Raw genomic sequence first — 25,678 nt, forward strand, 5'->3', positions numbered from 1 at the left:
GCGACTCCGTCACCCGGACCGTGGTCGGCGCTGACGACGTGCGCTGACCACGCGGTCCGCCGGGCGTCCTTCCCGTGGGGGGTGGGGCCGCCCGGCGGGCCACCCATGCGACGTAACCCTTTTGGGGATGTCCCGTTTTCGGACGCCGTGCGCGGTGGACAATAAGGGCATGACTCAGCAGGGGGACAACTGGTGGGACAAGCTCTACGACGACGCCGCGCCGGACCCGGCACCGCCGGACCCGGCGGCCGGAACCGGCTCGGGTGACTCGCTCGACGCCCACTTCGCCTCGGTGACCCGCGCCACGGCCGACCCCGCCCCGGAGCCGCGGCTGCCGGACCCGGTGACCGTGCCTCCACCAGCCGCCGCCCCGAGCCCCCGGGCCCCGGCGGAAACCCCCACGGCCGCACCGCCCGCCACGCCGGCCGCACCCGCGCCGCCCGCCACGCCGGCCGCTCCCGACACGGTGACCGCACCCCCGGCTCCGGCCGCCCCGCCCCGTACCCCCGCCGCTCCCGTCGCGCGCGCTCCCTGGGAGGCCCCGGAGGCCGGGCCGCGCACCTTCCCGGCGCCACCGCCGCCGAAGGCCCCGCCCGCGCCCCCGCCGGCCGAACCGCCCCCGGCCGCCCGGGCCGCCGCGCCCCCGGCCGCCTCCGGGACCGGGCGCCGCACCGCCGACGTGCCCGCGCCCCGGCCCCGTACCGGATTCGTCGGCGACCGGCCCCCCACGTACGACCCCGAGCCCACCGCCCTGCCCGCCGCCCGTCCCGGCGAACTGGCCGGCCTCGTCGCCGACACCGTCCTCGACGGGGCCCGCTACGGCACCTGCACCCTGCGCGCCGCCTCCGTACGCGGCGACTCGGCCCGCTTCCGGGGCGAGCCCCGCCGGGACGCCCTGCTCACCGCCCGCTTCGGCCACGACGACGGGGCCCTCGTCCTCGTCGCCGTCGCCGCCGGCTCCCGCACCGCCGAGGACGGCCACCTCGCCGCCGCCGACGCCTGCCGGTGGATCGCCGAGGCCGTCGGCCGCAGCCACGCCCGTCTCTCCGAGGACATCAGGTCCGGCCGCCGCGGCGACCTCAAATCGGGACTGCACCGGCTCACCGACCGTACCTACGGCAAACTCCGCGCCCGCGCCGCCGAGCGGGGCGCCGCCCCCGAGGCGTACACCGCGGCCCTGCGCTGCCTCCTCGTGACCGCCGACCCCGCCTGCCGCACCCGCGTCTTCTTCGGCATCGGCGGCGGAGGCCTCTTCCGGCTCCGCGACGGAGCCTGGCAGGACCTGGAGCCGCTGCCGCCCGACGCGACCGCCGTCACCGGAGCCCCCGTCGTCGGCTTCGGCTCCCCGCCGCCCCCGGCCCCCGCCGGGGCCGAGGAGGCCACCGGGGAGGGCGACCGGCTCACCATGGACCTCGGGATCACGACCGCGCCCGGCCCCCTCGTCGAGGAGCCCGTCCCGCCGCCCGCCGAGCCGTTCCGCTTCCGCGCGTCCGTCGCGCGGCCCGGGGACACCCTGCTCCTCGCCTCGCCCGGACTCGCCGACCCGCTGCGCGGCGAACCCGGCCTCGCCGGCGAACTCGCCGGCCGGTGGGGCGGCCAGGAACCGCCCGGCCTCGCCGCCTTCCTCGCCGACACCCAGCTGAGGGTGACGGGTTACGCCGACGACCGTACGGGGGTGGCCGTCTGGGAGGCGTAACCGGCCGGGCCATGGGTACATGGAGCCATGGCCAAACAGAATGTCGCAGAACAGTTCGTCGACATCCTCGTCCGGGCGGGCGTCCAACGCCTCTACGGAGTGGTCGGCGACAGCCTCAATCCCGTCGTCGACGCCATCCGCCGCACCCCCGCCATCGACTGGATCCAGGTGCGGCACGAGGAGACCGCCGCCTTCGCGGCCGGCGCCGAGGCGCAGATCGCCGGCCGCCTCGCCGCCTGCGCCGGCTCCTGCGGGCCGGGCAATTTGCACCTCATCAACGGCCTGTACGACGCCCACCGTTCCATGGCCCCGGTCCTCGCCCTCGCCTCGCAGATCCCGTCGAGCGAGATCGGCCTCGGCTACTTCCAGGAGACCCACCCCGACCAGCTGTTCCGCGAGTGCAGCCACTACAGCGAACTCATCTCCACCCCGCAGCAGATGCCCCGGCTGCTGCACACCGCCATCCAGCACGCCGTCGGCCGGGGCGGCGTCAGCGTGGTCTCCCTGCCCGGCGACATCGCCTCCGAGCCGGCCCCCGAGAAGACCTCCGGCACCGCCCTCGTCACCACCCGTCCCACCGTCCGGCCGGGTGACACCGAGATCGACGCCCTCGTCCGGATGATCGACGCCGCCGACCGGGTGACCCTGTTCTGCGGCAGCGGCACCGCCGGCGCCCACGCCGAGGTGATGCAGTTCGCCGAGCGGCTCAAGGCACCCGTCGGCCACGCGCTGCGCGGCAAGGAATGGATCCAGTACGACAATCCGTACGACGTCGGGATGAGCGGACTGCTCGGTTACGGCGCCGCCTACGAGGCCACCCACGAGTGCGACCTGCTGATCCTGCTCGGCACCGACTTCCCGTACAACGCGTTCCTGCCCGACGACGTGAAGATCGTCCAGGTCGACGTCCGGCCCGAACACCTCGGCCGCCGCTCCCGCCTCGACCTCGCCGTCTGGGGGGACGTCCGCGAGACGCTGCGGTGCGTCATCCCCCGCGTCCGGCCGAAGACCAACCGCCGCTTCCTCGACAAGATGCTGAAGAAGCACGCCGACGCCCTCGAAGGAGTCGTCAAGGCCTACACCCGCAAGGTCGAGAAGCACGTCCCCATCCACCCCGAGTACGTGGCCTCGGTCCTCGACGACCTGGCCGACGACGACGCCGTCTTCACCGTCGACACGGGCATGTGCAACGTGTGGGCCGCCCGCTACATCTCACCCAACGGGCGCCGCAGGATCATCGGTTCGTTCAGCCACGGCTCCATGGCGAACGCCCTGCCCCAGGCCATCGGCGCCCAGTTCACCGACCGCAACCGCCAGGTCGTGTCGATGTCCGGCGACGGCGGCTTCAGCATGCTCATGGGCGACTTCCTCACCCTCGTCCAGTACGACCTCCCCGTGAAGGTGGTCCTCTTCAACAACTCCTCGCTCGGCATGGTCGACCTGGAGATGCTCGTCGCCGGCATGCCCTCCCACGGAACGTCCTACAAGAACCCGGACTTCGCCGCCGTCGCCCGCGCGGCCGGCGCCTACGGCGTCCGCGTCGAGAAGCCCAAACAGCTCGCCGGTGCCCTCAAGGACGCCTTCCGCCACAAGGGCCCGGCCCTCGTGGACATCGTCACCGACCCCAACGCCCTCTCCATCCCGCCCAAGATCAAGGCAGAGATGGTGACCGGCTTCGCCCTCTCCGCCAGCAAGATCGTCCTCGACGGCGGCGTCGGCCGCATGCTCCAGATGGCCCGCTCCAACCTCCGCAACGTGCCCCGCCCCTGACACGGGCGCCGTCACGCGGGCATGCGGGCGTGCGGCTGGGGCAGCCTTCCGGGGACCAGTTGGACGCGACGCATGGGTGGGGGATATGGCAGGGGAGGCAGGACAGCCGACGCGACTGCTCAGGAAGGTGGGGTGCGCGGATCTCACCGCGGTGCCGGAGGTGCGTCACGCGCTGCGCGCACTGCTGCGGGCCTGGGGCGGGCCGGGCGCCTCCGACGTGGCCGAGCTGCTCACCAGCGAGCTGGTGACCAACGCCCTCGTCCACACCGACCACGGGGCCGTCGTGACCGCGACGGTCGTGCCGGAGCAACTCCGGGTGGAGGTCCGCGACTTCGTCCCCGGGCTCACCCCTCCACCCGTACCGCCCGCCCACGACGGTACGCACGGACGGGGGCTGGTCCTCGTGCGGGAGCTGGCCGACTCCTGGGGGGTCGAGGAGCACGGGGTGGGCAAGGTCGTGTGGTTCGAACTGAACGGCGGGGCCGCCTGAGGGCGGCCCCGCCGTTCGCGCGGGAGGCACGGTGATCAGCCGAACTGCTGCTCCAGGTCCTTGAGCTTGCGCTCCAGGGAATCGAGCCGGGGCAGCGTCTGGGTGTCGTCCTCGGCGGTGAGGTCCACCGTCCGCGACTCAGTTCCCCTGACGGCTTGCAGGGAGGGCCGGGGCCGAAGAGGCAGTTGTCCCGGATCCGCTATGGCCGGTTCCGCGACGGCCGCCTGCACGGAGCCCGTCGCGGAACCGGATCCGGAGCCGGAGGCCTGCCCCGTCTCCGCGCCGGCGCCCGCACCGCCGGTCCCCGCACCGGCGGCCAGCGCCGCCACCTCCACCTGGCGTCCGCCGCCCCGGCCGAGTCCGAAGGCACGGTGCTGCCGGTTGAGCGCCTTGATCCGGGCCCGGTCGAGCTTGGCCTGCTCCCGTCGGCGGATGCGGTTGCGCTCCTTCTCGCGCCGGTCCTCCCGCACCTCGTCCACGGCCTCGTCCAGGGTCCGTACGCCCTCCAGCAGCATCAGCGACCAGGCGGCGAAGGTCTCCCGGGGTGCCCGCAGCCACCGGACGATCCGGATCTGCGGCAGCGGACGGGGCACCAGGCCCTGTTCGCGCAGGGCCGCCCGGCGGGTCTGCTTCAGCGCCCGGTCGAAGAGGACGGCCGCCGAGAGGGACATGCCCGCGAAGAACTGGGGAGCCCCGTCGTGACCCAGGCCCCGTGGGGCGTGCACCCAGTTGAACCAGGCCGCGGCACCGGCGAACAGCCAGACGAGCAGGCGCGAACCGAGCGCCGCGTCACCGTGGCTGGCCTCGCGCACGGCGAGGACCGAGCAGAACATGGCCGCGCCGTCCAGCCCGAAGGGGACGAGGTACTCCCAGCCGCCGGACAGGTTGAGGTTCTGCCGGCCGAAGCCCACGAGCCCGTGGAAGGAGAGCGCGGCCGCCACGGCGGCGCAGCAGAACAGCAGGCCGTAGGAGGCGAATCCGTAGACGGCCTCCTTGCGTCGGCGACGCTCCTCGCTGCGCTCCCAGGAGTCCTCGGCCGCGGCCTGGTCACCGGCGCGCTTCCCGCGCGCGAGCACCGCCACCGCCGTCAGGACTCCGGCCACCATCACGCCGCCCGGAAGCAGCCAGTCCAGCGATATGTCGGTCAGTCTCATGCGGTGTCCCTTGCATCGCAGTAGGGCCTTTGGCCGCCCATACTGGCCGAGCCCGTGGGGCCCACACGGGGTTTCCGGGCAAGTGCACGCCATAGGGGACGCAGGGCGCACGAACGGGTACGTTCTGGTCGAACGCGCAAGCGGGGCAAGGGGGTTGTGTTCGGATTACGTCACCCCTGGGGGTGGCGTAAGGTGCGGGCTTCCCCGAGGGGGCTCCCCGGGGACGTCAGGCGCTCGCCGCCGCGGCCGCCAGACGCCGGACGCGCTCCGCGTCGCAGGTGCGCGGGCAGGTGAGGCAGGTCTCCTCGGGGCGCAGGGTGTAGAAGAAGCAGCAGGCGGCCCGGTCTCGGGTGGTGTGCGGGGCGCCGGCCGGGCCCCCGGTGCCCGGCAGTTCGCGGAAACCGGCCCCGCCCACGTACGGCTTGGCCGTGCCCGGCAGCAGCAGTTCGAGCTCCGCCTTCCCCCGCTCCTCCTCGCCGAGCAGGGCCGCGATGTACCAAAGGCCCTCGACGATCTCGTCCGTGGCCATGCCCCACAGGGCCCGGCTCCCCCGGCGCATCCGGGGGCGGAAGCCTTCGAGGACCGCCTCGAAGTGCTCGGCGAGCGAGGCCCGTACCTCCGCGCGCAGCGCCTCCTCATCGGCGACCACCCGGGCGCCCGGCAGGGCGGCGGCCGGGTCGCCGGGCAGGCAGGCGAACTCCTCGACGCGCACCGCCATGCGGCCCGTGGCCCGGTGGAAGGCGACGTGCGAGGCGGGCAGCCGGGGGACCCGGCGCTCCAGGAACCAGGGGACCGTGACGAGCAGACAGGCGGGCCAGGCGTAGCGGTGCAGCGCGAAGCTCGCGATCACGTCGGGGCGGGCCTCCTGCCCGTAGTCGCGGAGCACCTGCGCCTCGTCGCGGGCGAGGAAGGCGTCGAGGCCCGGCCCGCCGGCCGCCAGCTCGTCCGAGCCGATCCAGCCCGCTCCGCGCGGCAGCCGCGCGTCCCCGGCCGTCTCCTCCACCCGCAGGCCCGGGAACACCTCGGTCAGCCGGGCGTACGCGGCCGCGACGGGGGAGGCGGGCACCGGCGCCGGGGAACCGGACGGGCCGGGCGGGGCGGTGCGGGCGGGCAACAGGGCGGGGACGGTCATGGGGACCACCGAATCGCGATCGTTGGCAGGTAAGCCTTACCTTACCGGATCGCTGCCGCTCTCTCATCACCGGCGAGAGCCCGTGACCTCGCGTGTCGCCCTTTCGCCTATCGTGCACAGAGGATCCCGGTATCGCGAGCCGGGCCCGGTACGAGGCCGCAGGAGGACCCGGGTGGAGCAGGGCGAAGCGCGCGAGCGGGCGACGGGGAGGCCGTCCCCGCCGTCCGGCGGAGCCGTACGCGTGCCCGAACAGGCGGTACGGGGCGAGCACACCCACGCGGAGCGGGACGAGGACGCGGGCGTTCCCGCCCCCGGGGCGGTGCCCCGCCAGGTGCACCGCCACTCCGTCCGCGACCAGGTCCTCGACGCCCTGCGCACCGCGCTCGTGGGCGGCGAGCTCGCCCCGGGGGAGGTCTACTCCGCCCCGGCCCTCGGCGAGCGCCTGGGCGTCTCCGCCACCCCCGTCCGCGAGGCCATGCAGCGCCTCGCCGTCGAAGGCGCCGTCGAGGTGGTCCCCAACCGCGGCTTCCGTGTGATCGAACGCACGCCGCGCGAGCTCGCCGAACTTGCGGAGGTCCGCGCCCTCCTGGAGGTCCCGGTCATGCTCCGCCTCGCCCGGACCGTGCCCTCCGCCGACTGGGCCGCGCTCCGCCCGCTCGCCGAGGCCACCGCAGCCGCGGCGGCGCGCGGCGACCGCGCCCACTACGCCGAGACGGACCGCGCCTTCCACCGCGCGGTCCTCTCCCTCGCCGGCAACGAACAGCTCCTCACCGTCGCCGACGACCTCCACCGCCGCTCCCAGTGGCCCCTGATCAGCGCGCCCGCCCTGCGCCACGCGGACCTCGTCGCCGACGCCGCCGAACACCGGGCCCTCCTGGACGCCCTCGTCGCCCGCGACCTCACCGTTGTGGAGTCGCTGGTCAGAGAGCACTTCACGGGCTCGGTGGGCTGACCGTCCCCGCCGGACCGCCGAGGCGGGAAGACCGTTCCACGAGGTGATCCACCGGGGGGTCCCCGGCGGCGTGCGGCCCACTAAGGTCGAGGGCGTCCGTTCGCTCGCACCCGTGCCGTACGTGAGGTGTCCCATGCCGTCCGCGACCCCGTTCCCGGCATGGGAGGGACGCCGCGCCGTCACCGGTGCGCAGGCCGAGGCCGCCGCCCTGCTCGGCTGGCTCACCGACCCCGAGGCGCCCCGGCTGTGCCTGGTCACGGGCGCCGCCGGGAGCGGCAAGACGGCGCTGCTCGGCTGGCTCGCCGCGCACGGTGCGCGGGCCGCGCGGTCCCGGGCGCGGCGGCGGCCGGCCCGGGTGCTCGTACCGCTGGCCGGGCAGAGCGCGCTGGGCGCGGCCTGGACGATCGCCAACCACCTCGGGGTGGTCGCCGCCACCCCCGACGACCTCGTGGACGTCCTCGCCACCGGCGAGGACCGCCGCACCGGCCGGGCGGTGCTCCTCCTCACCGACCTGCACGCCGCCGCCGAACCCGAGGCGCTGACCGAACTGATCGGCGGCCTCGCCGGGGTCGGCCGCGTCCGGCTCGTCGTGGAGGCCCGCACCGGCAGCCCGGCCCCGGCCGCCCTGCGGGCCGCCGCCCGCCGCGTCACCCTCGTCGGCCTGGACGGCGACCCCGCCCCGGACGCCGGCGGCACGCCGGGGGAGCCGGCCGCCCGGCCGCTGCCCGACCTCTCCGACCCGGTCGCCGTCTGCGTGGCCGACCCGGTGCTCGTCACCACCGGGTACGCCACGGAGGCCCGCCCCGGCACCCCCGGCTCCCCGGACGGTCCCGCCGGGGACCCGCACGGCGGACTGCGGACCGCCTGGCTGCGCGCCGGGCAGGCGCTCTGCCGGGACCAGACGCCGGAGGACCGCGCCGCCGTGCTGCTCGCCGCGCTCGGCGACGGGGCCGACCCCCGGGCGCGGCCCGCGCTCACCGCGCTCGCGGAGGGAGCCGCCTGGCGCGTCCGGTGGACCCGGACCCGGGGCGACCTCACCCCGCCCTGGCCGGGCCCGGTCGCCGTGCTGGGGGCGGCCGGCGGCCCCCAGGAGGGCCTGCTCCTGGTCGGCGACCGCACCGGAGCCGTACGCCTGCTGCACACGGCCGACGCCAGCCCCGCGGGGCGCCTTCCGCACGAGGTGGCGGGGCGGGTGACCGCGCTCGCGCCGACCCCGGACGGGACGGTGCTGCTCCTGGACGAGCGGGGGCGGCTGCACACGGTCGGCGGGACGGCGCCCCGGCCCCCGTACCTGCGGCGTCTGACGGAGGCGGTCTCCACCACCCTGACCCGGCACCCGGGCACCGCCCTCGCGGCGATAGGCGGCTCCGTGGTCGTCGGGGACCGCCTCGGCTCGGTGCACGCCTTCGGGCTGACCGGCCTGCACCAGGCGGCCCTGCACAGCGGCCGGGTGACGGCGGTCACCGCCCTGGACACCGCGACGCCCTTCGTCTGCTCGGGCGGGGCGGACGGCACGGTCCGCCTCTGGACCCCCGGGCGCGCCCCGCGCCCCGAACTCCTCGCGGAGCGCGCGGCGCCGGTGGTCTCGCTGCACGCCGCCGACACCCCGCACGGGCCGCTCGTCGCCGTCGCCTGGGCCGACGGCCTCGTGGCCCTGCACCGGCCGGACGGCGGACCGGGCCCGTCCTTCCGGCCGGGCCCGGCCGTCCGCGCGGTCGCGGTCACCGGTGACGGCGATCTCCTGCTCGGCACCGACGAGACCCTGGTCCGTCTCTCCCCGCGTGCCTGGTGACGGGGCGTCGACGAGGCGCGCCCGAAGTCTTTCAGGCGGTACGGGGAGTCAGCTGGGCCGCCAGCCAGGTCGGCACGCCGCCGAGCAGACGGAACAGGCGCCGTGCCTCGGCGCGCAGGCGTCCGGCCTCGGGCTCCGTCTCGGTGTCGGCCAGCGCGGTGAGCGCCGGGGCCGTGCCGACCAGGTAACCGAGTTCCTCGCGGATCCGCAGCGACTCGGCGAAACCGTGCCGTGCCTCCGCCAACTCCCCCTCGCGTAAGGCGAGTCCTGCGAGGTGACGCCAGGTGGAGGAGAGCAGCAGCGCGTCGCCCCGGTCGGCCGCGCCGGCGTGGGCCCTGCGGTACGCGGCGCGGGCCGCCTGCGGGGAGTCGCCGAGGTTCTGCGCCACCAGGCCGCGCCGGAAGTCCAGCAGCGGCCGGCCCGCCGCCGAGGGGCCGATCAGCGCGGCGGCCCGGCCCAGCGCCATCCGGGCCTCGTCGGCCCGGTCGCGGACCCCCAGCAGGGTGGAGGCGTAGGCCAGGTAGCCGCGTTCGCAGGCCGCGGCCCCGCGCTCCTCGTCGGTCCTGGCGACCGCCTCGGCGGCCCGCAGGGCCTCGTCCGCCTCGGCCCAGCCCTGTTCCGTGTAGAGGCAGCGCTCGATGAGCAGCGCCGCCCTCTCCAGGGCGGCGGCCGGTTCGGACGCCCGTGGCGCGAGCAGCGCGGCGGCGTCCGTCCAGCAGCCCCGGGAGCGGAGCCGCCATATGGCGGTCTCCACGGGAGACTCCTTGCCGTAGGCGAGGGACGGACGCTCGCCATCCCTTGATTCGGAACCAGACATGGCGGTGTCCGCCACATTGCCCTCCCCGAGCGCGCCATCGAGCTGTTGAGTAGACCCGCATCTCAGCACGAACGGGGGCACCCGCCAAGAGGTCAGGTGAAAGTTTTCACAAGTGCGCGGGGGTGAGTGGCGGCGATCTTCGGCCACCGGCGGGACGGGCCCGGCGGCGCCACCGGGCCCCTGATCAGGCCGCCCTCGGCGCCCGTGCGGGACGGGCGCCGAAGACCGGCCGCCGGCCGGACCCTCCTCCAGGAGGACTAACTCGAAGGTGTGAATTCCCGAGGTCGGTACGCCGCTGACGGCCGGCCCCGGAGGGTGCGGGCCCCGCGGGCCCGGCCGGCCGGGCCGACCGGGCCGGCGGCGCCGGTCAGCTCATGCGCAGAGCCAGGAAGAAGTCGAGCTTGTCCTCCAGGCGCGACAGGTCGCGCCCGGTGAGCTGCTCGATGCGGCCCACCCGGTACCGCAGCGTGTTCACGTGCAGGTGCAGCCGGGTCGCGCAGCGCGTCCAGGAGCCGTCGCAGTCCAGGAAGGCCTCCAGGGTCGGGATGAGCTCCGCCCGGTGGCGCCGGTCGTAGTCGCGCAGCGGGTCCAGGAGGCGGGCCGTGAACGCGCGGCGCACGTCGTCCGGGACGAACGGCAGCAGCAGCACGTGCGAGGCCAGCTCGTGGTGCCCGGCGGCGCAGACCCGGCCCGGGCGGGCGGCGGCGACCCGGCGGGCGTGCCGCGCCTCCTCCAGGGCCCCGCGCAGGCCCTCGGCCGAGTGGACGGCCGCGCTGACACCCAGGGTGAGGCGCCCGTCGTCGGCCAGGCCGGCCGAGAGCGGGGCCCGTACGGCCGCGAGGAGGGCGTCCGCGTGCAGTCCGAGCACCGCCGCCGGGCCCTCGTCCTCGCTCTCCGGCAGCGGCGTGACCGCCAGCGGCACCAGCGCGATGGCCTCGTCGCCGCTGTGCGCGACGGCGATCCGGTCCGCCGACTCGGGGCCGACGGCCGCCGGGTCGACCAGGATCTCCTCCAGGAGGGCCTGGGCGACCGGGCCGCCGTCGAGGGCCGTGCCCTGTCCCGCGTCCTGCTCCCAGTCGACCCGGGCCACGACCACCTGCCACTGCGGCGCGGTGCCGACGCCCGGCAGCAGCACGGGGGCGGCGACCCGCAGCCGGGCCGCGATCTCGGCGGGCGCGGCGCCCGTCTGCACCAGCTCCAGCACCTCCTGCGCGAGCCGGCGCCGTACCGTACGGGCCGCGTCACGCCGGTCCCGCTCGACGGCGATCAGCTGCGTCACGCCCTGGAGCAGGTCCAGGCGGGCGGCGGGCCAGTCCCCGGCGTCGGCCTCGACGGCGAGGAGCCAGTCCGACAGGACGGTCTCGCGCACGTCCCGGGAGGCGGGCGGGGCGCCGCGGCCGGTGTTCCGGACCGGGAAGAGCGAGTACGTGGTGCCGCCGGTGGTCACCCGGTGGGGGCCGCGCCGGCCCGTCCGGGTGGCGGCCAGGTGCTCCCCGGCCAGGGCGGCGGCGAGGGCCGGGTCCAGGGGGTCGCCCGCGCCCGCGATCCGGCGGCCGGTGGGGGAGAGGACCCAGGCGCGCAGGTCCAGGTCGGAACCGAGCAGGTCCAGGACGACCTCGGGGCCGCCGCCGGCCGGGCCCGAGGTCATCAGCCGCCTGTGGCGGTCGACGACGGCGGCGAGGTCACCCGCCCGCTCACCGGACACCTGTCGAACAACGTGCTCGGTGATCGTCGCGAACGCAACGGACTCGTTCACCGCGAACAGCGGAAGCCGGTGGCGCAAACACGCCTGAACCAGATCGTCCGGAATGTCGCCGAGTTCCGCCTCGCCCGCGGCCAGCGCCGCCACACCGGCCGAGGCCAGGATGCGTACGAAGGGCTCGGCGTCGGCCGGCTCACGGAGCCATGCGAGGCCCGTCAGCACCAGCTCGCCGCCGGAGAGGTACCTGCTCGGGTCCTTGAGGTCCGTGGTCATCACGCCGCGGACGGTGCGGTCCAGCTCGTCCTCGCCGCCGAGCAGGCGCAGCCCGAGCGCGTCGTTCTCCAGCAGTGCGCGCAGCCGCATCGTGTCGCCGCCGTTCCTTCTCGTCTGTGGTGTGTCTGTCGCGTTGTCGACGGTGCGGTGGTGCCACCGTTTCCAGGGGAAAACGGAGAGGTTTCTGTTCTCCGTCTTTCGTTCGAATCTACAAGACGACGACGGGCCCCAGCCAACTCCTTCATGTTTTTGGTGGCTACACCGGGGCCGACGGGGCTTGTGTACTAGGCCACACACCGCGTGAACAGGACATGAACACGAAGTCGAGGGCCGGCCGTCCATCCCCGGGCCCGTGCGTACGCCCCCGATCACCAGAATCTAGAAGAGAGCCACCATGGACTTCCTTCGCCCCGCCAGCTGGGAGGAGGCGCTCGCCGCCAAGGCCGAGCACCCCACGGCCGTGCCGATCGCCGGTGGTACCGACGTCATGGTCGAGATCAACTTCGACCACCGGCGTCCCGAGTACCTCCTCGACCTGAACCGCATCGAGCTGCTGCGCGACTGGGAGGTCGGCGAGGAGAACGTACGCCTCGGTGCCTCCGTTCCCTACACCCGGATCATGGAGAACCTGCGCGCGGAGCTCCCGGGCCTGGCGCTCGCCTCGCACACGGTCGCCTCGCCGCAGATCCGCAACCGCGGCGGCGTCGGCGGCAACCTCGGCACCGCCTCGCCCGCCGGCGACGCCCACCCGGCCCTGCTCGCCGCGGGCGCCGAGGTCGAGGTCGAGTCGGTGCGCGGCAGCCGGTTCATCCCGATCGACGAGTTCTACACGGGCGTGAAGCGCAACGCCCTCGAACCCGACGAGCTCATCAAGACCGTCCACATCAAGAAGGCGGACGGCCCCCAGCAGTACTCCAAGGTCGGCACGCGCAACGCGATGGTCATCGCGGTCTGCGCCTTCGGCCTGGCCCTCCACCCGGAGACCCGTACCGTACGCACCGGCATCGGCTCGGCCGCGCCCACCCCGATCCGCGCCAAGGAGGCCGAGGAGTTCCTCAACGCGGCCCTGGAGGAGGGCGGCTTCTGGGACAACGGCAAGATCATCACTCCGTCGGTGGCCAAGCAGTTCGCCGACCTGTGCTCCGCCGCCGCCAACCCCATCGACGACGTCCGCGGCACGGCCAAGTACCGCCGCCACGCCGTCGGAATCATGGCTCGCCGCCAGCTCGCCTGGACCTGGGAGCAGTACCGCGGCGCCGGCCGCACGCTTGAGGGAGCTGCATAACCATGCGCGTCAATTTCACCGTCAACGGCCGTCCTCAGGAAGCCGACGACGTCTGGGAGGGCGAGTCCCTCCTCTACGTCCTGCGCGAACGCCTGGGCCTGCCCGGCTCCAAGAACGCCTGCGAGCAGGGCGAGTGCGGTTCCTGCACCGTCCGTCTCGACGGCGTGCCGGTCTGCTCCTGTCTGGTCGCCGCCGGCCAGGTCGAGGGCCGGGACGTCGTCACCGTCGAAGGCCTGGCGGAGTACGCGAAGCAGCGCGAGGAGCACGGCCACGGGGGCGGCTGCGCCTCCGGCGCCTGCGGCACCTCGCTCGACCAGGCCAAGCGCTGGGAGGCCAAGCCCGGCCAGGACTCGCAGACCGGTGAGGGAGTCGAACTCTCCCCGATCCAGCAGGCCTTCATCGACGCCGGCGCCGTGCAGTGCGGTTTCTGCACCCCCGGCCTGCTCGTCGCGGCCGACGAGATGCTGGAGCGCAACCCGTCCCCCTCGGACGCGGACATCCGCGAGGCGCTCTCCGGCAACCTCTGCCGCTGCACCGGTTACGAGAAGATCCTCGACGCGGTCCGCCTCGCGGCCGCTCGCCAGGAGCGCCAGGGAGAGGCGGTCTGACGATGGCTGAGAACACCCGTACCGTACCGGTGGGCACGCCCACCGAGGTCACCCAGAACCACACCCGGGGCGGTGTGGGCGCGTCCACCCTGCGCCCGGACGGCACCCTCAAGGTCACCGGCGAGTTCGCCTACTCCTCGGACATGTGGCACGAGGACATGCTGTGGGGCCAGATCCTGCGCTCCCCGGTCGCGCACGCCGAGATCGTGTCCATCGACACCTCCGAGGCCCTCGCGATGGACGGCGTCTACGCCGTCCTGACCCACGAGGACCTGCCGGCCGCGAAGAACTACGGCCTGGAGTTCCGCGACACCCCGGTGCTGGCCTACGGCAAGGTGCGCCACCACGGCGAGCCGGTCGCGCTCGTGGGCGCCGACCACCCGGAGACCGCCCGCCGCGCCGCCGCGAAGATCAAGGTCGAGTACAAGGAGCTGCCCCTCGTCACCGACGAGGCCTCGGCGACCGCCCCCGACGCGATCCTCGTGCACGAGAACCGCACCGACAAACACGCCAAGCACGTCCCGCACCCCAACATCGTGCACCGCCAGCCGATCATCCGCGGCAACGCGGACGAGGCCGCGAAGCGGGCCGACGTGATCGTCCGGGGCGAGTACACCTTCGGCATGCAGGACCAGGCCTTCCTCGGCCCCGAGTCCGGCCTCGCGGTGCCCGCCGAGGACGGCGGTGTCGACCTCTACGTGGCCACCCAGTGGCTGCACGCGGACCGCGAGCAGATCGCGCCCTGCCTCGGCCTGCCCGAGGAGAAGGTCCGCATGACGATGGCCGGCGTCGGCGGCGCCTTCGGCGGCCGCGAGGACATCTCGATGCAGATCCTCGCCTCCGTCCTCGCCCTGCGCACCGGCAAGCCGGTCAAGATGGTCTACAACCGGTACGAGTCCTTCTTCGGGCACGTCCACCGGCACCCGGCGAAGCTGTACTACGAGCACGGCGCCACCAAGGACGGCAAGCTCACGCACATGAAGTGCAAGATCGTCCTGGACGGCGGCGCCTACGCCTCTTCCACGGTCTCGGTCGTCGGCAACGCCTCGTCCCTCTCGGTCGGCCCGTACGTCGTCGACGACGTCGAGATCGAGGCGATCGGCCTCTTCACCAACAACCCGCCCTGCGGCGCCATGCGCGGCTTCGGCGCGGTCCAGGCCTGCTTCGCCTACGAGGCGCAGATGGACAAGCTCGCGGCGAAGCTGGGCATGGACCCGGTGGAGTTCCGCCAGCTCAACGCCATGGAGCAGGGCACGATCATGCCGACCGGCCAGGTCGTGGACTCGCCGGCCCCGGTCGCCGAGCTGCTGCGCCGGGTCAAGGCCCGGCCGATGCCGCCGGAGCGCCAGTGGGAGTCCGCGGGCGAGGGCGCGGACGTCCGCGCGCTGCCGGGCGGCCTGTCCAACACCACCCACGGCGAGGGCGTCGTGCGCGGCGTCGGCTACGCCGTCGGCATCAAGAACGTCGGCTTCTCCGAGGGCTTCGACGACTACTCGACGGCGAAGATCCGCCTCGAGGTCATCAACGGCGAGGCCGTCGCCACCGTCCACACCGCCGCGGCGGAGGTCGGCCAGGGCGGCGTCACCATCCACGCCCAGATCGCCCGTACGGAGCTCGGTGTCCAGCAGGTCACCATCCACCCCGCCGACACCCAGGTGGGCTCGGCCGGTTCGACCTCCGCGGGCCGCCAGACGTACATGACCGGCGGCGCCATCAAGAACTCCTGCGAGATCGTCCGCGAGAAGGTCCTGGAGATCGGCCGGCGCAAGTTCGGTTCGTACCACCCGGCGTGGGCCACCGCCGAACTCCTCCTGGAGGGCGGGAAGGTCGTCACCGACGGCGGCGAGGCCCTCGCCACCATCGCGGACGTCCTGGAGGACCAGGCCGTGGAGGTCGAGGAGGAGTGGCGGCACCGTCCGACCCAGGCCTTCGACCTCGTCACCGGCCAGGGCGACGGCCACGTCCAGTACGCCTTCGCCGCGCACCGCGCGGTGGTGGAGGTGGACACCGAGCTCGGCCTGGTCAAGGTCATCGAGCTGGCCTGCGCCCAGGACGTCGGCAAGGCGGTCAACCCGCTGTCCGTCGTCGGCCAGATCCAGGGCGGTACGACCCAGGGCCTGGGCGTCGCGGTGATGGAGGAGATCATCGTCGACCCGAAGACGGCGAAGGTGCGCAACCCCTCCTTCACCGACTACCTCATCCCCACCATCCTCGACACGCCGACCATCCCGGTCGACTACCTCGAACTGGCCGACCCCAACGCGCCGTACGGCGTGCGGGGCATCGGCGAGGCCCCGACCCTGTCGTCCACCCCGGCCGTCCTCGCGGCGATCCGGGCGGCGACGGGCCTGGAGCTGAACAAGACGCCGGTCCGCCCCGAGGCGCTCACCGGCACCCTGTAGGACCCTCCGGGCGGTGCGTGCCTCCCAGGAACGTCACGCGTCCCCAGCCCGCACCGCCCGGAGCCCGGCCGTACCCACCCAGTACGCCGGGACCCGCAGCACCCCGTTCGTCTCGGGCCGTCCCCCGGGTCGTGCAGCCCACGCACCATCCCAAATCCCGCGGTTTTTCAGCACGGTGAGCCCCGGCGCTGATGCGGGTGCCCCTTTGAACCTTGGGAGTAGGCCCCATGACCCAGTCGTCAGTGGAGCCCAGGACCACCGCCGAGGATGCGGGCTCCGGCTCGCGCACCCCCGCCGGACGTTCCTGGCTCGACCGGTATTTCCACATCTCGGAGAGAGGATCCACCGTCGCGACGGAGATCCGCGGCGGCGTCACCACCTTCATGGCGATGGCGTACATTCTCCTGCTCAACCCCCTGATCCTCAGCGGCAAGGACGTCGACGGCAACGCGCTCGGCCAGCCCGCGCTGATCACCGCCACGGCCCTCGCCGCCGCCGCGACCACTCTGCTGATGGGCTTCTGGGGCAAGGTGCCGCTCGCCCTCGCCGCCGGCCTGAGCGTCTCCGGTGTCATGGCCTCGCAGGTCGTCCCCGTCATGACCTGGCCCCAGGCCATGGGCATGTCGGTGGCGTACGGCGCCGTGATCTGTCTCCTGGTCGTCACCGGCCTCCGCGAGATGATCATGAACGCCATCCCGCTGGCCCTCAAGCACGCCATCACCATCGGCATCGGCCTCTTCATCGCCATCATCGGCTTCGTGAAGGCCGGCTTCGTCCACGAGAACCCCGCGCCCGGCGGCGGCCCCGTCGTCCTCGGCCCGGCCGGTGAACTGGCCGGCTGGCCGGTCCTCGTCTTCGCCGTCACCCTGCTGCTGATCTTCGCGCTCCAGGCCCGCAACGTGCCCGGCGCCATCCTCATCGGCATCGTCGCCGGAACGGTCCTGGCCGTCGTCCTCAACGCGATCGCCGACATCCCCGCCAAGGCCTGGTTCTCCGGCCCGCCGGAGCTCGACGGCAGCGCCGTCTCCGCCCCCGACTTCTCCCTCCTGGGACACGTCTCCTTCACCGGCTGGGGCGACGTCGGCTACATCACCGTCACCATGATCGTCTTCACCCTGGTGCTCGCCGGGTTCTTCGACGCCATGGCGACCATCCTGGGCGTCGGCACCGAGGCCAAGCTCGCCGACGACAAGGGCCGCATGCCGGGCCTGTCCAAGGCCCTCTTCATCGACGGCGCCGGCGGCGTCATCGGCGGCGCGGGCGGTGCCTCCGGGCAGACGGTCTTCGTCGAGTCCGCCACCGGCGTCGGCGAGGGCGCCCGCACCGGTCTGGCCTCCGTGGTCACCGGCGGCTTCTTCGCCCTCTGCCTGTTCTTCACCCCGCTCACCGCGATCGTGCCGCAGGAGGTCGCCGCCGCGGCCCTGGTCGTCATCGGCTCGATGATGATGCAGAACGCCAAGCACGTGGACTGGAGCGACCGGTCCGTCGCGATCCCGGTGTTCCTCACCGTGGTCCTGATGCCGTTCACGTACACCATCACCACGGGTGTCGCCGCCGGCGTCATCTCCTACGCCGTGATCAAGACGGCGCAGGGGAAGGCACGCGAGGTGGGAGCCTTCATGTGGGCCCTCACGGCGGTCTTCGTCGTCTACTTCGCCATCCACCCCATCGAGAGCTGGCTCGGCGTCGGCTGATCCCGCCGCACCGCAGCCCTCCCCACACCGACCGGAGGAGAACCGAGATGCTGGACATCGCCGAGGAGTTGCACCGGTGGGTCGGGCAGGGCCGTGACGTCGCCGTCGCCACCGTGGTGGCCGTCGGCGGCAGCGCGCCCCGGCAGCCCGGCGCCGCCCTCGCCGTCGACGGCGAGGGAACGGCCGTCGGATCGGTCTCCGGCGGGTGTGTGGAGGGCGCGGTCTACGAACTGTGCCAACAGGCCCTCCAGGACGGGAGGACCGTCGTGGAGCGCTTCGGCTACAGCGACGAGGACGCCTTCGCCGTCGGTCTCACCTGCGGAGGCGTCATCGACATCCTCGTCACCCCCGTGCGCGGCGGGGTCTTCCCCGCCGCGCTCGCGGCCGCCGCCTCCGGCGAGGCGGCGGCGCTCGCCCGGATCGTCTCCGGGCCGGAGGACCTGCTGGGCCGCGCCCTGCTGGTCCGCCCCGACGGCTCGTACGAGGGCCGGCTCGGCGGCCACCCGGAGCTGGACCGCACCGCCGCCGCCGAGGCCCGGGCGCTCCTGGACGCGGGCCGCACCGGGACGGTCGAGATCGGCGAGGACGGCAGCCGCTGCGGGCAGCCGGTCACCCTCCTGGTCGAGTCCTCGGTCCCCGCCCCCCGCATGATCGTCTTCGGGGCCATCGACTTCGCCTCCGCCCTCGTCCGGGTCGGCAAGTTCCTCGGCTACCACGTCACCGTCTGCGACGCCCGCCCCGTCTTCGCGACCCGCGCCCGCTTCCCCGAGGCCGACGAGATCGTCGTCGAATGGCCCCACCGCTATCTGGAGTCCACGGAGACCGACAGCCGTACCGTCCTGTGCGTGCTCACGCACGACGCCAAGTTCGACGTGCCGCTGCTCCGGGCGGCCCTCAGGCTTCCCGTCGCCTACGTCGGCGCGATGGGCTCCCGCCGCACCCACGAGGACCGCAACAAGCGTCTGCGCGAGGTCGGCGTCACCGAACTCGAACTGGCCCGGCTCCGTTCCCCCATCGGCCTGGACCTCGGTGCCCGGACACCGGAGGAGACGGCGCTCTCCATCGGCGCGGAGATCGTCGCGGCCCGCCGCGGCGGCAGCGGCGTCTCCCTGACCGGCGCCCACACCCCGATCCACCACGACTCCCCGCGCGCCCCGGACGGCCGCCTCGGCTCGGTCGCGTAGTCCGGGTACCGACAGCCGCGAGTACGGAGCACCCGGGCGGTCCGCCGCCCGGGTGCTCCGTCGCGTGTACGGGCGCGGGGAGGCCGCCAGGGGGCGGCGAGCGCCGGGGCCGGAGTGCCGGGCCCTGACCGTCGTGCCAGGGGGGCCGGCGCGGCCGCCTCGGTGCCTCTCCGGGAGCGGCCGGTCAGCCCTTGCGCAGTCCGTGGAGGAGCAGCTCGGCCAGCTGTTCGTACGCCTCGGCGTCGGCGAGGCCGGTCGCCGCGGCCACCTGGCGCCGCTGGATGCGGACCATGACCGAGGAGATGACGTCGGCGGCGAAGGTCACGTGCACCTCCCGGAAGACGCCGGCCGCCACCCCCTCCTCGATGAGCTGCTGGACGCGGCCCGCCGCGGCGCGCGTGTTCCGTTCGTACACCTCCGCGGCCGGCTCGAAGGCGGCCACGTCGTCGAAGAAGCGCGGTGAGACGGGCGCCAGTTCGGCGGCGACCGCCCGCAGGTAGGCGGCGAGCCGCTCGGCCGGGGCGGTCTCGGCGGCGAGATCCGCCTCCACGCGCGCGGTGGCCCGCCGGAAGAAGTGCACGACCGCCGCCCTGACGAGCTGTTCCTTGCTGTCGGCCAGGCCGTAGAGGGTCCGCTTGGAGCAGTGCAGCCGGGAGGCGAGGTCGTCCAGGGTCAGCTGGGCGAAGCCCTCGGCGACGAGGAGCGCCACCAGTTCCTCGAAGAGGGCGGAACGACGCGCCGCGCCCCGGCCCGTGAGCTTCGGGGCGTCGGCGGCTCGGGTCTCGATCACCCGATCAGTATTCCAGGCACCCGTCCGGGGGTGGTGGGCCCACCCCTCGCCCGCTACGCTAAGCGGTACTTAAGTACCCCGCCGAGTACCACTTCGCGCGCCGATGGAGTCGCCATGGATGTCGACCGCCTGCTTCCCACCCCCGAAGCGGCGGACCTCATCGCCCTCACCCGGGAGATCGCCGACAAGGAGCTCTCTTCGCGGGTGGACGAGCACGAGGCCGCCGAGACCTATCCCGAAGGTCTCTTCGCCACCCTCGGCGAGGCCGGGCTCCTGGGCCTGGCCTACCCCGAGGAGTACGGCGGCGGAGGACAGCCGTACGAGGTCTACCTCCAGGTCCTGGAGGAGCTCGCCGCCCGCTGGGCCGCCGTCGCCGTCGCCACCAGCGTCCACACGCTCGCCTGCCACCCCCTGTACGCCTTCGGCACCACCGAGCAGAAGGAACGCTGGCTGCCCGCCATGCTGGAGGGACGCGCCATCGGCGGCTACAGCCTCTCCGAGCCCCAGGCCGGCTCCGACGCGGCCGCGCTCTCCTGCAGGGCCGAGCGCCAGGAGGACGGCAGCGGCTACCGCGTCACCGGCACCAAGGCCTGGATCACCCACGGCGGCAAGGCCGGGTTCTACGCCCTCTTCGCCCGCACCGCCCCCGGCAGCCACGGCGTCTCCTGCTTCCTCGCCCCCGGCGAGGCCGAAGGCCTCACCTTCGGCGCCCCCGAGCGCAAGATGGGCCTCCAGGCGGTGCCGACCACGGCCGCGTACTGGGACGGCGCCCTCATCGCGGAGGACCGCCTCATCGGCCGGGAGGGCCAGGGCCTCCAGATCGCCTTCAGCGCCCTCGACAACGGCCGCCTCGGCATCGCGGCCTGCGCCACGGGCCTCGCGCAGGCCGCGCTCGACGCCGCCGTCTCGTACGCCAACGAGCGCACCACCTTCGGCCGCCGGATCGTCGACCACCAGGGCCTCGGCTTCCTCCTCGCCGACATGGCCGCGGCGGTCGACGCGGCGCGTGCCACCTATCTGGACGCGGCCCGCCGCCGGGACCTCGGCCGTCCCTTCAGCCGCCAGGCCAGTGCCGCCAAGCTCATCGCCACGGACACGGCGATGAAGGTCACCACGGACGCCGTCCAGGTCCTCGGCGGCTACGGCTACACCCGTGACTTCCCGGTCGAGCGCTACATGCGCGAGGCGAAGATCATGCAGATCTTCGAAGGGACGAACCAGATCCAGCGCCTGGTCATCAGCCGGGGGCTCGCCCAGCCGCAGACGTGAGGGCCGCGCGGGGGAGCGATCGAGATGATTTCGGATTGAACGAAATCGGGCGTATGCTCGGACCGCCACCCCGGCCGGCCCGCACTCCCCCGTTGCGGGCAGGCCGGGGTTCGGCACGTTCGGGGGCCGGTGGCGCCTCCGCCCCTCCCGGCCCGCCGTGACAGCCGGCGCGCCCGGCCCTCCCGCCGAGGACGCGCCGGACCCGCTCGCGCCCTCGCCCGCCGATCGGCCCGATCTTCCCTTCCAGGTGTGTGGCCTGGGGTTCTATGGTGAGCGGCGCAGATCGCGCAGACCGCGCGGTCCCCCCCCGCGGGGACGCGCCCCCGGCCGCCGGCCACCCCGGCGGCAGGGACACCCGCACGACACCAACGAGGAGTTCCATGGACATCGCCGGCTCCGCCGCTCTCGTCACCGGTGCCGCATCCGGCCTCGGGGCCGCCACTGCCGCCGCGCTCGCGGCCCGGGGCGCCGCCGTCTACGGCCTCGACCTGGACAAGGCCGTCGCCGCCGCGGGCCCGCTGCCGGAAGGCGTCCGGCTGCTGGCGGCCGACGTCACCGACGAGGAGCAGGTCCGCGCGGCGCTCGCCGCGATCGACGCCGACGGCGCGGAGCTCCGGCTCGCGGTCAACTGCGCCGGCATCGCCCCTTCCGCGCGCGTCCTGGGCCGCAAGGGCCCGCACGACCTGGACCTCTTCCGCACGGTGCTCGACGTGAACCTGGTCGGCACCTTCAACGTGATGCGGCTCGCCGCCGAGGCCATCGCCCGGCACGAGCCCGACGGGAACGGCCAGCGCGGCCTGGTCGTCAACACCGCCTCCATCGCCGCCTTCGAGGGCCAGGTGGGGCAGATCGCGTACGCCGCCTCCAAGGCGGGCGTCGCCGGCATGACCCTCACCGCCGCCCGCGACCTGGCGCAGTACGGCATCCGCGTCGTGACCGTCGCGCCGGGCATCGTCGACACCCCGATGATGGCCGGGTTCAGCGAGGAGATCCGGGCGGGTCTCGCCGCCGGCGTGACCTTCCCGCAGCGCCTCGCCCGTCCGGAGGAGTACGCCCGCCTCGTCACGATGATCGCCGAGCACGACTACCTCAACGGCGAGACGATCCGGATGGACGGCGCGCTGCGCATGGCCCCCCGCTGAGCCGTTCGCGGCCCCCGGGGAACCTCCGTACCCTCCTGACAGCACTCGGTGTCGGCGATCACCGACACCGAGTGCCGCGCCGACCCGTTCCCGGTGTTAGGTTCGGGGCATGGGAACAGCGTCGACGAACTCCACGAAGCCCGCGATGCGGGACTCCCTCATCGCCGCGGCCTTCCGCCTCTTTTTGGAGCGGGGCTACGAGCAGACGACCGTGGACGACATCGTCACCCTCGCCGGGGTCGGCCGGCGGTCGTTCTTCCGGTACTTCCCGTCGAAGGAGGACGTGGTCTTCCCCGACCACGAGCAGTGCCTCGACGACATGACCCGCTTCCTCGCCGCGAGCGCGGACACCGACGACCCGATGGTCCGGGTGTGCGACGCGGCCCGGCTCGTCATGCGGATGTACGCGGAGAACCCCACCTTCTCCGTCCAGCGCTACCGCCTCACCCGGGAGGTGGCCGGGCTGCGCACGTACGAACTCTCGGTGGTCTGGCGGTACGAGAAGACCCTCGGCGACTACCTGCGCACCCGCTGGGCCGACCGCAGGGACGGCACGCTGCGCGCCAACGTGGCCGCCGCCGCCGTCGTGGCCGCCCACAACCACGCCCTGCGCCACTGGCTGCGCTCCGGCGGCGAGGGCGACCCGCTGGCCGAGGTCGACCGGGCGCTGGAGTTCGTCCGCGCGACCTGGAGCCCGGACGCGGTGGCGGACGCTCCGGCGGAGGAGGCCGAGGACGTCGTCGTGGTCATCACCAAGCGCTCCACGCCCATGTGGCGCGTGGTGCGCGAGGTGGAGTCGAGCCTCGGCGAGGGCTGAGACGTCCGAGGGTCCTCAGTATCTCGAATTCAGGGAACTGAGGTCTTTATTTGATGGCACTCAGTGCCATATCTTTGCTCCATGCACGGTCGAGCCGCCGAGTGCGAGGAGAAGGCATCGTGTTCCACACGGGATCGAGGAGCGGGACCGCCGTCCGGACCGAGGAGCAGGCCGACGAGGCCGAGCTCTACTTCCAGCGCTGCCGATGGTGCCGGAACACCACGTTCCAGCGCCTGCTCTGCCCCACCTGCGGGTCGACGGACCTCGTCCCCGAACTCAGTGAGGGCGAAGGCGTGATCTCCGTACGGCGCGGGACCACCGCGGCCGAGGCGGACCTCTGGCCGGTGCACATGGCGGAGGGCTTCGTCGTCCGCTGCCGGGTCGACGGACCCCTCCACGCCGTGCGGCCCGGCGTCCGCGTCAAGCTCGCCGGAGCGGGTTCCTCCGGCCGCAGGCCGGTCGTCCGGCTCTGCGAGGAGGTCCCGCTGGACGGCTGGATCTGAGCGCGCGAGCACCGAGGGGCGGGTGGCACAGAGTGCCACCCGCCCCTCGGTGCTTCGGCCGCCGGTCCGGTGTCCGTCCTCGGGCGGGCACCGGACCGGCGGCGCCGCGTCAGCGCGCGCCGATCTCCTCCGTCAGCTGCGGCAGCACCTCGAAGAGGTCACCGACGACGCCGTAGTCGACCAGGTCGAAGATCGGGGCCTCCGGGTCCTTGTTGACCGCGACGATCGTCTTGGAGGTCTGCATGCCCGCCCGGTGCTGGATCGCGCCGGAGATGCCCGCCGCGACGTACAGCTGCGGCGAGACCTGCTTGCCGGTCTGGCCGACCTGGTTGGAGTGCGGGTACCAGCCCGCGTCCACCGCGGCGCGGGAGGCGCCGACGGCCGCGCCGAGCGAGTCGGCCAGCTTCTCCACGACCCCGAAACCCTCCGCGGCGCCGACCCCGCGGCCGCCGGAGACCACGATCGCGGACTCGGTCAGCTCGGGGCGGCCGCTGGAGACGCGCGGCGTGCGCGAGACCACCTTGGCGGCGTTGCCGGTGAAGGCGACGGTGACGTTCTCGACCGTGCCGGCGGCCGGGGCGGCCTCCGGGGCGGCGGAGTTCGGCTTGACGGTGATGACCGGGACGCCGTGCGAGACCGTCGACCGCACCTGGTACGAGGCGGCGAAGACGGACTGCGTGGCGACCGGGCCGTTCTCGCCGGCCTCCAGCTCGACCGCGTCGGTGATGAGGCCGGAGCCGAGGCGGAGCGCGACCCGGGCCGCGATCTCCTTGCCCTCGCCGGAGGAGGTCACCAGGACGGCGGCCACCTCCTTCTCCTTCGCGATCTGGGTGAGCGCGTCGACCTTCGGCACGACGAGCTGTTCGGCGAACTCGGCGCCGTCCGCGACGTACACGGTGGCCGCGCCGTACTCCCCGGCGGTGGCGGCGATCGACGCGGCGGCCTCGCCCGCGCCGAGCACGACGGCGGTGGGCTCGCCCAGCCGGCGGGCCAGGGTGAGCAGTTCGAGGGCCGGCTTGCGGACCGCACCGTCGGCGTGGTCCACGAGAACCAGGATCTCAGCCATGATTCGTTGCTCCTGAGTGGTGTCTGGCTGACGGTCGGTCAGATGAACTTCTGGGCCGCGAGGAAGGCGGCCAGCTGCTTGCCGCCGTCGCCCTCGTCGGTGACGATCGTGCCCTGCGTACGGGCCGGGCGCGCCGCGACCGAGTCCACCAGGGTCCAGGAACCGGCCAGGCCCACCTCGGCCTCGTCGATGTCCAGGTCGTCGAGCTCCAGCTCCTCGACCGGCTTCTTCTTGGCGGCCATGATCCCCTTGAAGGAGGGGTAGCGCGCCTCGCCCGACTGGTCGGTGACCGAGACGACGGCCGGCAGCGGGGCCTCCAGGAGCTCGGTGGCGGCGTCGCCGTCCCGGCGGCCCTTCACGAGGCCGTCCTCGACCGAGACCTCGGACAGCAGCGTGATCTGCGGGAGGCTCAGACGCTCGGCGAGCAGCGCGGGCAGCACGCCCATCGTGCCGTCGGTGGAGGCCATGCCGCAGACGACCAGGTCGAAGCCCGTCTTCTCCAGGGCCTTGGCCAGGACGGCGGAGGTCGCCATGACGTCGGAGCCGTGGATGGCCTCGTCGTTGACGTGCACGGCCTTGTCGGCGCCCATGGACAGCGCCTTGCGCAGGGCGTCCTTGGCGTCGTCAGGGCCGACGGTGACGACGGTGACCTCGGCGTCGTCCGCCTCCTCGGAGATGCGCAGGGCCTGCTCGACCGCGTACTCGTCGAGCTCCGAGAGCAGCCCGTCGACCTCGTCGCGGTCGACGGTCAGGTCGTCGGCGAAACCGCGGTCGCCGGTCGCGTCGGGGACGTACTTCACACAGACAGCGATCTTCAGGGTCACGGCCTGTCTCCTTCCGGGGGTCGTGGGTGCTACGGGAGGTTGCGGGCCATCACGATGCGCTGAACCTGGTTGGTGCCTTCGTAGATCTGGGTGATCTTGGCGTCGCGCATCATGCGCTCGACGGGGTAGTCACGGGTGTAGCCGTAGCCGCCCAGGAGCTGGACGGCGTCGGTGGTGACCTCCATGGCGACGTCGGAGGCGAAGCACTTGGCCGCGGCGCCGAAGAAGGTGAGGTCGCCATCGACGCGCTCGGACTTGGCGGCGGCGGCGTAGGTGAGCTGGCGGGCGGCCTCGAGCTTCATGGCCATGTCGGCGA

22 protein-coding genes are annotated in these 25,678 nt (G+C 73.8%); 14 read left to right on the forward strand and 8 right to left on the reverse strand.

Annotated features, from left to right (window positions below):
- Nucleotides 1-169: 169 nt before the first annotated feature.
- From ACFY60_RS21675 to ACFY60_RS21685, 3 genes are all read left to right on the forward strand, one after another.
- On the forward strand, nt 170-1,696 hold the full coding sequence (locus ACFY60_RS21675; RefSeq protein ID WP_388612543.1) for a protein phosphatase 2C domain-containing protein: 1,527 nt from the start codon (nt 170-172) through the stop codon (nt 1,694-1,696).
- A 27-nt stretch (nt 1,697-1,723) separates the two neighbouring features.
- On the forward strand, nt 1,724-3,466 hold the full coding sequence (locus tag ACFY60_RS21680; RefSeq protein ID WP_388612544.1) for a pyruvate dehydrogenase: 1,743 nt from the start codon (nt 1,724-1,726) through the stop codon (nt 3,464-3,466).
- Between the two features lie 85 nt (nt 3,467-3,551).
- Nucleotides 3,552-3,956 carry an ATP-binding protein gene (locus ACFY60_RS21685; RefSeq protein WP_388612546.1) on the forward strand — a complete coding sequence of 135 codons (405 nt, stop codon included), beginning with the start codon at nt 3,552-3,554 and terminating at the stop codon, nt 3,954-3,956.
- A gap of 35 nt (nt 3,957-3,991) precedes the next feature.
- Here ACFY60_RS21685 and ACFY60_RS21690 read toward each other — a convergent pair whose 3' ends face one another.
- Together ACFY60_RS21690 and ACFY60_RS21695 are read right to left on the reverse strand one after the other, a co-directional pair.
- Nucleotides 3,992-5,110, reverse strand: a complete 1,119-nt coding sequence (locus ACFY60_RS21690) for a DUF2637 domain-containing protein (protein WP_309052252.1) — start codon at nt 5,108-5,110, stop codon at nt 3,992-3,994.
- Between the two features lie 226 nt (nt 5,111-5,336).
- Entirely contained in the window at nt 5,337-6,242 is a 906-nt protein-coding gene (locus ACFY60_RS21695) for a (2Fe-2S)-binding protein (RefSeq protein WP_388612548.1), read from the reverse strand.
- 172 nt (nt 6,243-6,414) lie between these two features.
- Here ACFY60_RS21695 and ACFY60_RS21700 point away from each other — a divergent pair, with 172 nt between their 5' ends.
- Together ACFY60_RS21700 and ACFY60_RS21705 are read left to right on the forward strand one after the other, a co-directional pair.
- A complete protein-coding gene (locus ACFY60_RS21700) occupies nt 6,415-7,194 on the forward strand; it encodes a GntR family transcriptional regulator (protein WP_388612550.1) in 780 nt (259 codons plus the stop codon).
- A gap of 133 nt (nt 7,195-7,327) precedes the next feature.
- Complete coding sequence (locus ACFY60_RS21705; protein ID WP_388612552.1) at nt 7,328-8,986, forward strand: hypothetical protein; 1,659 nt, start codon at nt 7,328-7,330, stop codon at nt 8,984-8,986.
- A 31-nt stretch (nt 8,987-9,017) separates the two neighbouring features.
- Here the strand turns inward: ACFY60_RS21705 and ACFY60_RS21710 are convergent, their stop codons facing one another.
- Together ACFY60_RS21710 and ACFY60_RS21715 are read right to left on the reverse strand one after the other, a co-directional pair.
- Nucleotides 9,018-9,803, reverse strand: a complete 786-nt coding sequence (locus ACFY60_RS21710) for a hypothetical protein (RefSeq protein WP_388612554.1) — start codon at nt 9,801-9,803, stop codon at nt 9,018-9,020.
- A gap of 367 nt (nt 9,804-10,170) precedes the next feature.
- Nucleotides 10,171-11,868 (reverse strand): PucR family transcriptional regulator, encoded by a 1,698-nt coding sequence (locus tag ACFY60_RS21715; RefSeq protein WP_388612556.1) that lies wholly within the window; start codon nt 11,866-11,868, stop codon nt 10,171-10,173.
- 304 nt (nt 11,869-12,172) lie between these two features.
- On the opposite strand from ACFY60_RS21715, the gene ACFY60_RS21720 reads away from it, so the two are divergent.
- The 5 genes from ACFY60_RS21720 to ACFY60_RS21740 all read left to right on the forward strand — a co-directional run bounded on the left by ACFY60_RS21720 (nt 12,173) and on the right by ACFY60_RS21740 (nt 18,951).
- On the forward strand, nt 12,173-13,063 hold the full coding sequence (locus ACFY60_RS21720; RefSeq protein ID WP_388612557.1) for an FAD binding domain-containing protein: 891 nt from the start codon (nt 12,173-12,175) through the stop codon (nt 13,061-13,063).
- A 2-nt stretch (nt 13,064-13,065) separates the two neighbouring features.
- The gene (locus tag ACFY60_RS21725) at nt 13,066-13,671 is read left to right on the forward strand and encodes a (2Fe-2S)-binding protein (protein WP_388612559.1); all 606 of its coding nucleotides are present in this window, start codon (nt 13,066-13,068) and stop codon (nt 13,669-13,671) included.
- 2 nt (nt 13,672-13,673) lie between these two features.
- Complete coding sequence (pucD, locus tag ACFY60_RS21730) at nt 13,674-16,073, forward strand: xanthine dehydrogenase subunit D (RefSeq protein WP_388612561.1); 2,400 nt, start codon at nt 13,674-13,676, stop codon at nt 16,071-16,073.
- Nucleotides 16,074-16,300: 227 nt separating this feature from the next.
- A complete protein-coding gene (locus tag ACFY60_RS21735) occupies nt 16,301-17,767 on the forward strand; it encodes an NCS2 family permease (protein WP_388612563.1) in 1,467 nt (488 codons plus the stop codon).
- Between the two features lie 47 nt (nt 17,768-17,814).
- Nucleotides 17,815-18,951, forward strand: coding sequence for an XdhC family protein (locus ACFY60_RS21740; RefSeq protein WP_388612565.1), 1,137 nt, complete (start codon nt 17,815-17,817; stop codon nt 18,949-18,951).
- Between the two features lie 184 nt (nt 18,952-19,135).
- On the opposite strand, the gene ACFY60_RS21745 is transcribed toward ACFY60_RS21740, so the two are convergent.
- Nucleotides 19,136-19,741, reverse strand: coding sequence for a TetR/AcrR family transcriptional regulator (locus tag ACFY60_RS21745; protein WP_352062417.1), 606 nt, complete (start codon nt 19,739-19,741; stop codon nt 19,136-19,138).
- Between the two features lie 114 nt (nt 19,742-19,855).
- Here ACFY60_RS21745 and ACFY60_RS21750 point away from each other — a divergent pair, with 114 nt between their 5' ends.
- The 4 genes from ACFY60_RS21750 to ACFY60_RS21765 all read left to right on the forward strand — a co-directional run bounded on the left by ACFY60_RS21750 (nt 19,856) and on the right by ACFY60_RS21765 (nt 23,472).
- On the forward strand, nt 19,856-21,010 hold the full coding sequence (locus ACFY60_RS21750; RefSeq protein ID WP_388612568.1) for an acyl-CoA dehydrogenase family protein: 1,155 nt from the start codon (nt 19,856-19,858) through the stop codon (nt 21,008-21,010).
- A 380-nt stretch (nt 21,011-21,390) separates the two neighbouring features.
- The gene (locus ACFY60_RS21755) at nt 21,391-22,152 is read left to right on the forward strand and encodes an SDR family NAD(P)-dependent oxidoreductase (protein ID WP_388612570.1); all 762 of its coding nucleotides are present in this window, start codon (nt 21,391-21,393) and stop codon (nt 22,150-22,152) included.
- A gap of 109 nt (nt 22,153-22,261) precedes the next feature.
- Nucleotides 22,262-22,969 (forward strand): TetR family transcriptional regulator, encoded by a 708-nt coding sequence (locus ACFY60_RS21760; protein ID WP_309058214.1) that lies wholly within the window; start codon nt 22,262-22,264, stop codon nt 22,967-22,969.
- A gap of 119 nt (nt 22,970-23,088) precedes the next feature.
- On the forward strand, nt 23,089-23,472 hold the full coding sequence (locus tag ACFY60_RS21765) for a zinc ribbon domain-containing protein (protein WP_388612573.1): 384 nt from the start codon (nt 23,089-23,091) through the stop codon (nt 23,470-23,472).
- A 109-nt stretch (nt 23,473-23,581) separates the two neighbouring features.
- Here ACFY60_RS21765 and ACFY60_RS21770 read toward each other — a convergent pair whose 3' ends face one another.
- The 3 genes from ACFY60_RS21770 to ACFY60_RS21780 form a co-directional block, all read right to left on the reverse strand.
- Nucleotides 23,582-24,538, reverse strand: coding sequence for an electron transfer flavoprotein subunit alpha/FixB family protein (locus ACFY60_RS21770; protein ID WP_388612575.1), 957 nt, complete (start codon nt 24,536-24,538; stop codon nt 23,582-23,584).
- Nucleotides 24,539-24,576: 38 nt separating this feature from the next.
- Nucleotides 24,577-25,362, reverse strand: a complete 786-nt coding sequence (locus ACFY60_RS21775; protein WP_388612576.1) for an electron transfer flavoprotein subunit beta/FixA family protein — start codon at nt 25,360-25,362, stop codon at nt 24,577-24,579.
- Between the two features lie 29 nt (nt 25,363-25,391).
- Nucleotides 25,392-25,678: acyl-CoA dehydrogenase family protein (locus tag ACFY60_RS21780; protein WP_260321864.1), on the reverse strand; the 287-nt coding region annotated here is incomplete at its 5' end.

Source organism: Streptomyces sp. NPDC012827, from assembly GCF_042900905.1.
Taxonomy (GTDB): domain Bacteria; phylum Actinomycetota; class Actinomycetes; order Streptomycetales; family Streptomycetaceae; genus Streptomyces; species Streptomyces gulbargensis.

Coding starts and splice junctions, on each gene's coding strand:
- ACFY60_RS21740 (WP_388612565.1), top strand. CDS start 17,815: ATGCTGGACATCGCCGAGGAGTTGCACCGGTGGGTCGGGCAGGGCCGT.
- ACFY60_RS21735 (WP_388612563.1), top strand. CDS start 16,301: ATGACCCAGTCGTCAGTGGAGCCCAGGACCACCGCCGAGGATGCGGGC.
- ACFY60_RS21760 (WP_309058214.1), top strand. CDS start 22,262: ATGGGAACAGCGTCGACGAACTCCACGAAGCCCGCGATGCGGGACTCC.
- ACFY60_RS21755 (WP_388612570.1), top strand. CDS start 21,391: ATGGACATCGCCGGCTCCGCCGCTCTCGTCACCGGTGCCGCATCCGGC.
- ACFY60_RS21680 (WP_388612544.1), top strand. CDS start 1,724: ATGGCCAAACAGAATGTCGCAGAACAGTTCGTCGACATCCTCGTCCGG.
- ACFY60_RS21770 (WP_388612575.1), bottom strand. CDS start 24,538: ATGGCTGAGATCCTGGTTCTCGTGGACCACGCCGACGGTGCGGTCCGC.
- pucD (WP_388612561.1), top strand. CDS start 13,674: ATGGCTGAGAACACCCGTACCGTACCGGTGGGCACGCCCACCGAGGTC.
- ACFY60_RS21715 (WP_388612556.1), bottom strand. CDS start 11,868: ATGCGGCTGCGCGCACTGCTGGAGAACGACGCGCTCGGGCTGCGCCTG.
- ACFY60_RS21685 (WP_388612546.1), top strand. CDS start 3,552: ATGGCAGGGGAGGCAGGACAGCCGACGCGACTGCTCAGGAAGGTGGGG.
- ACFY60_RS21750 (WP_388612568.1), top strand. CDS start 19,856: ATGGATGTCGACCGCCTGCTTCCCACCCCCGAAGCGGCGGACCTCATC.
- ACFY60_RS21725 (WP_388612559.1), top strand. CDS start 13,066: ATGCGCGTCAATTTCACCGTCAACGGCCGTCCTCAGGAAGCCGACGAC.
- ACFY60_RS21705 (WP_388612552.1), top strand. CDS start 7,328: ATGCCGTCCGCGACCCCGTTCCCGGCATGGGAGGGACGCCGCGCCGTC.
- ACFY60_RS21690 (WP_309052252.1), bottom strand. CDS start 5,110: ATGAGACTGACCGACATATCGCTGGACTGGCTGCTTCCGGGCGGCGTG.
- ACFY60_RS21710 (WP_388612554.1), bottom strand. CDS start 9,803: ATGTCTGGTTCCGAATCAAGGGATGGCGAGCGTCCGTCCCTCGCCTAC.
- ACFY60_RS21695 (WP_388612548.1), bottom strand. CDS start 6,242: ATGACCGTCCCCGCCCTGTTGCCCGCCCGCACCGCCCCGCCCGGCCCG.
- ACFY60_RS21720 (WP_388612557.1), top strand. CDS start 12,173: ATGGACTTCCTTCGCCCCGCCAGCTGGGAGGAGGCGCTCGCCGCCAAG.
- ACFY60_RS21675 (WP_388612543.1), top strand. CDS start 170: ATGACTCAGCAGGGGGACAACTGGTGGGACAAGCTCTACGACGACGCC.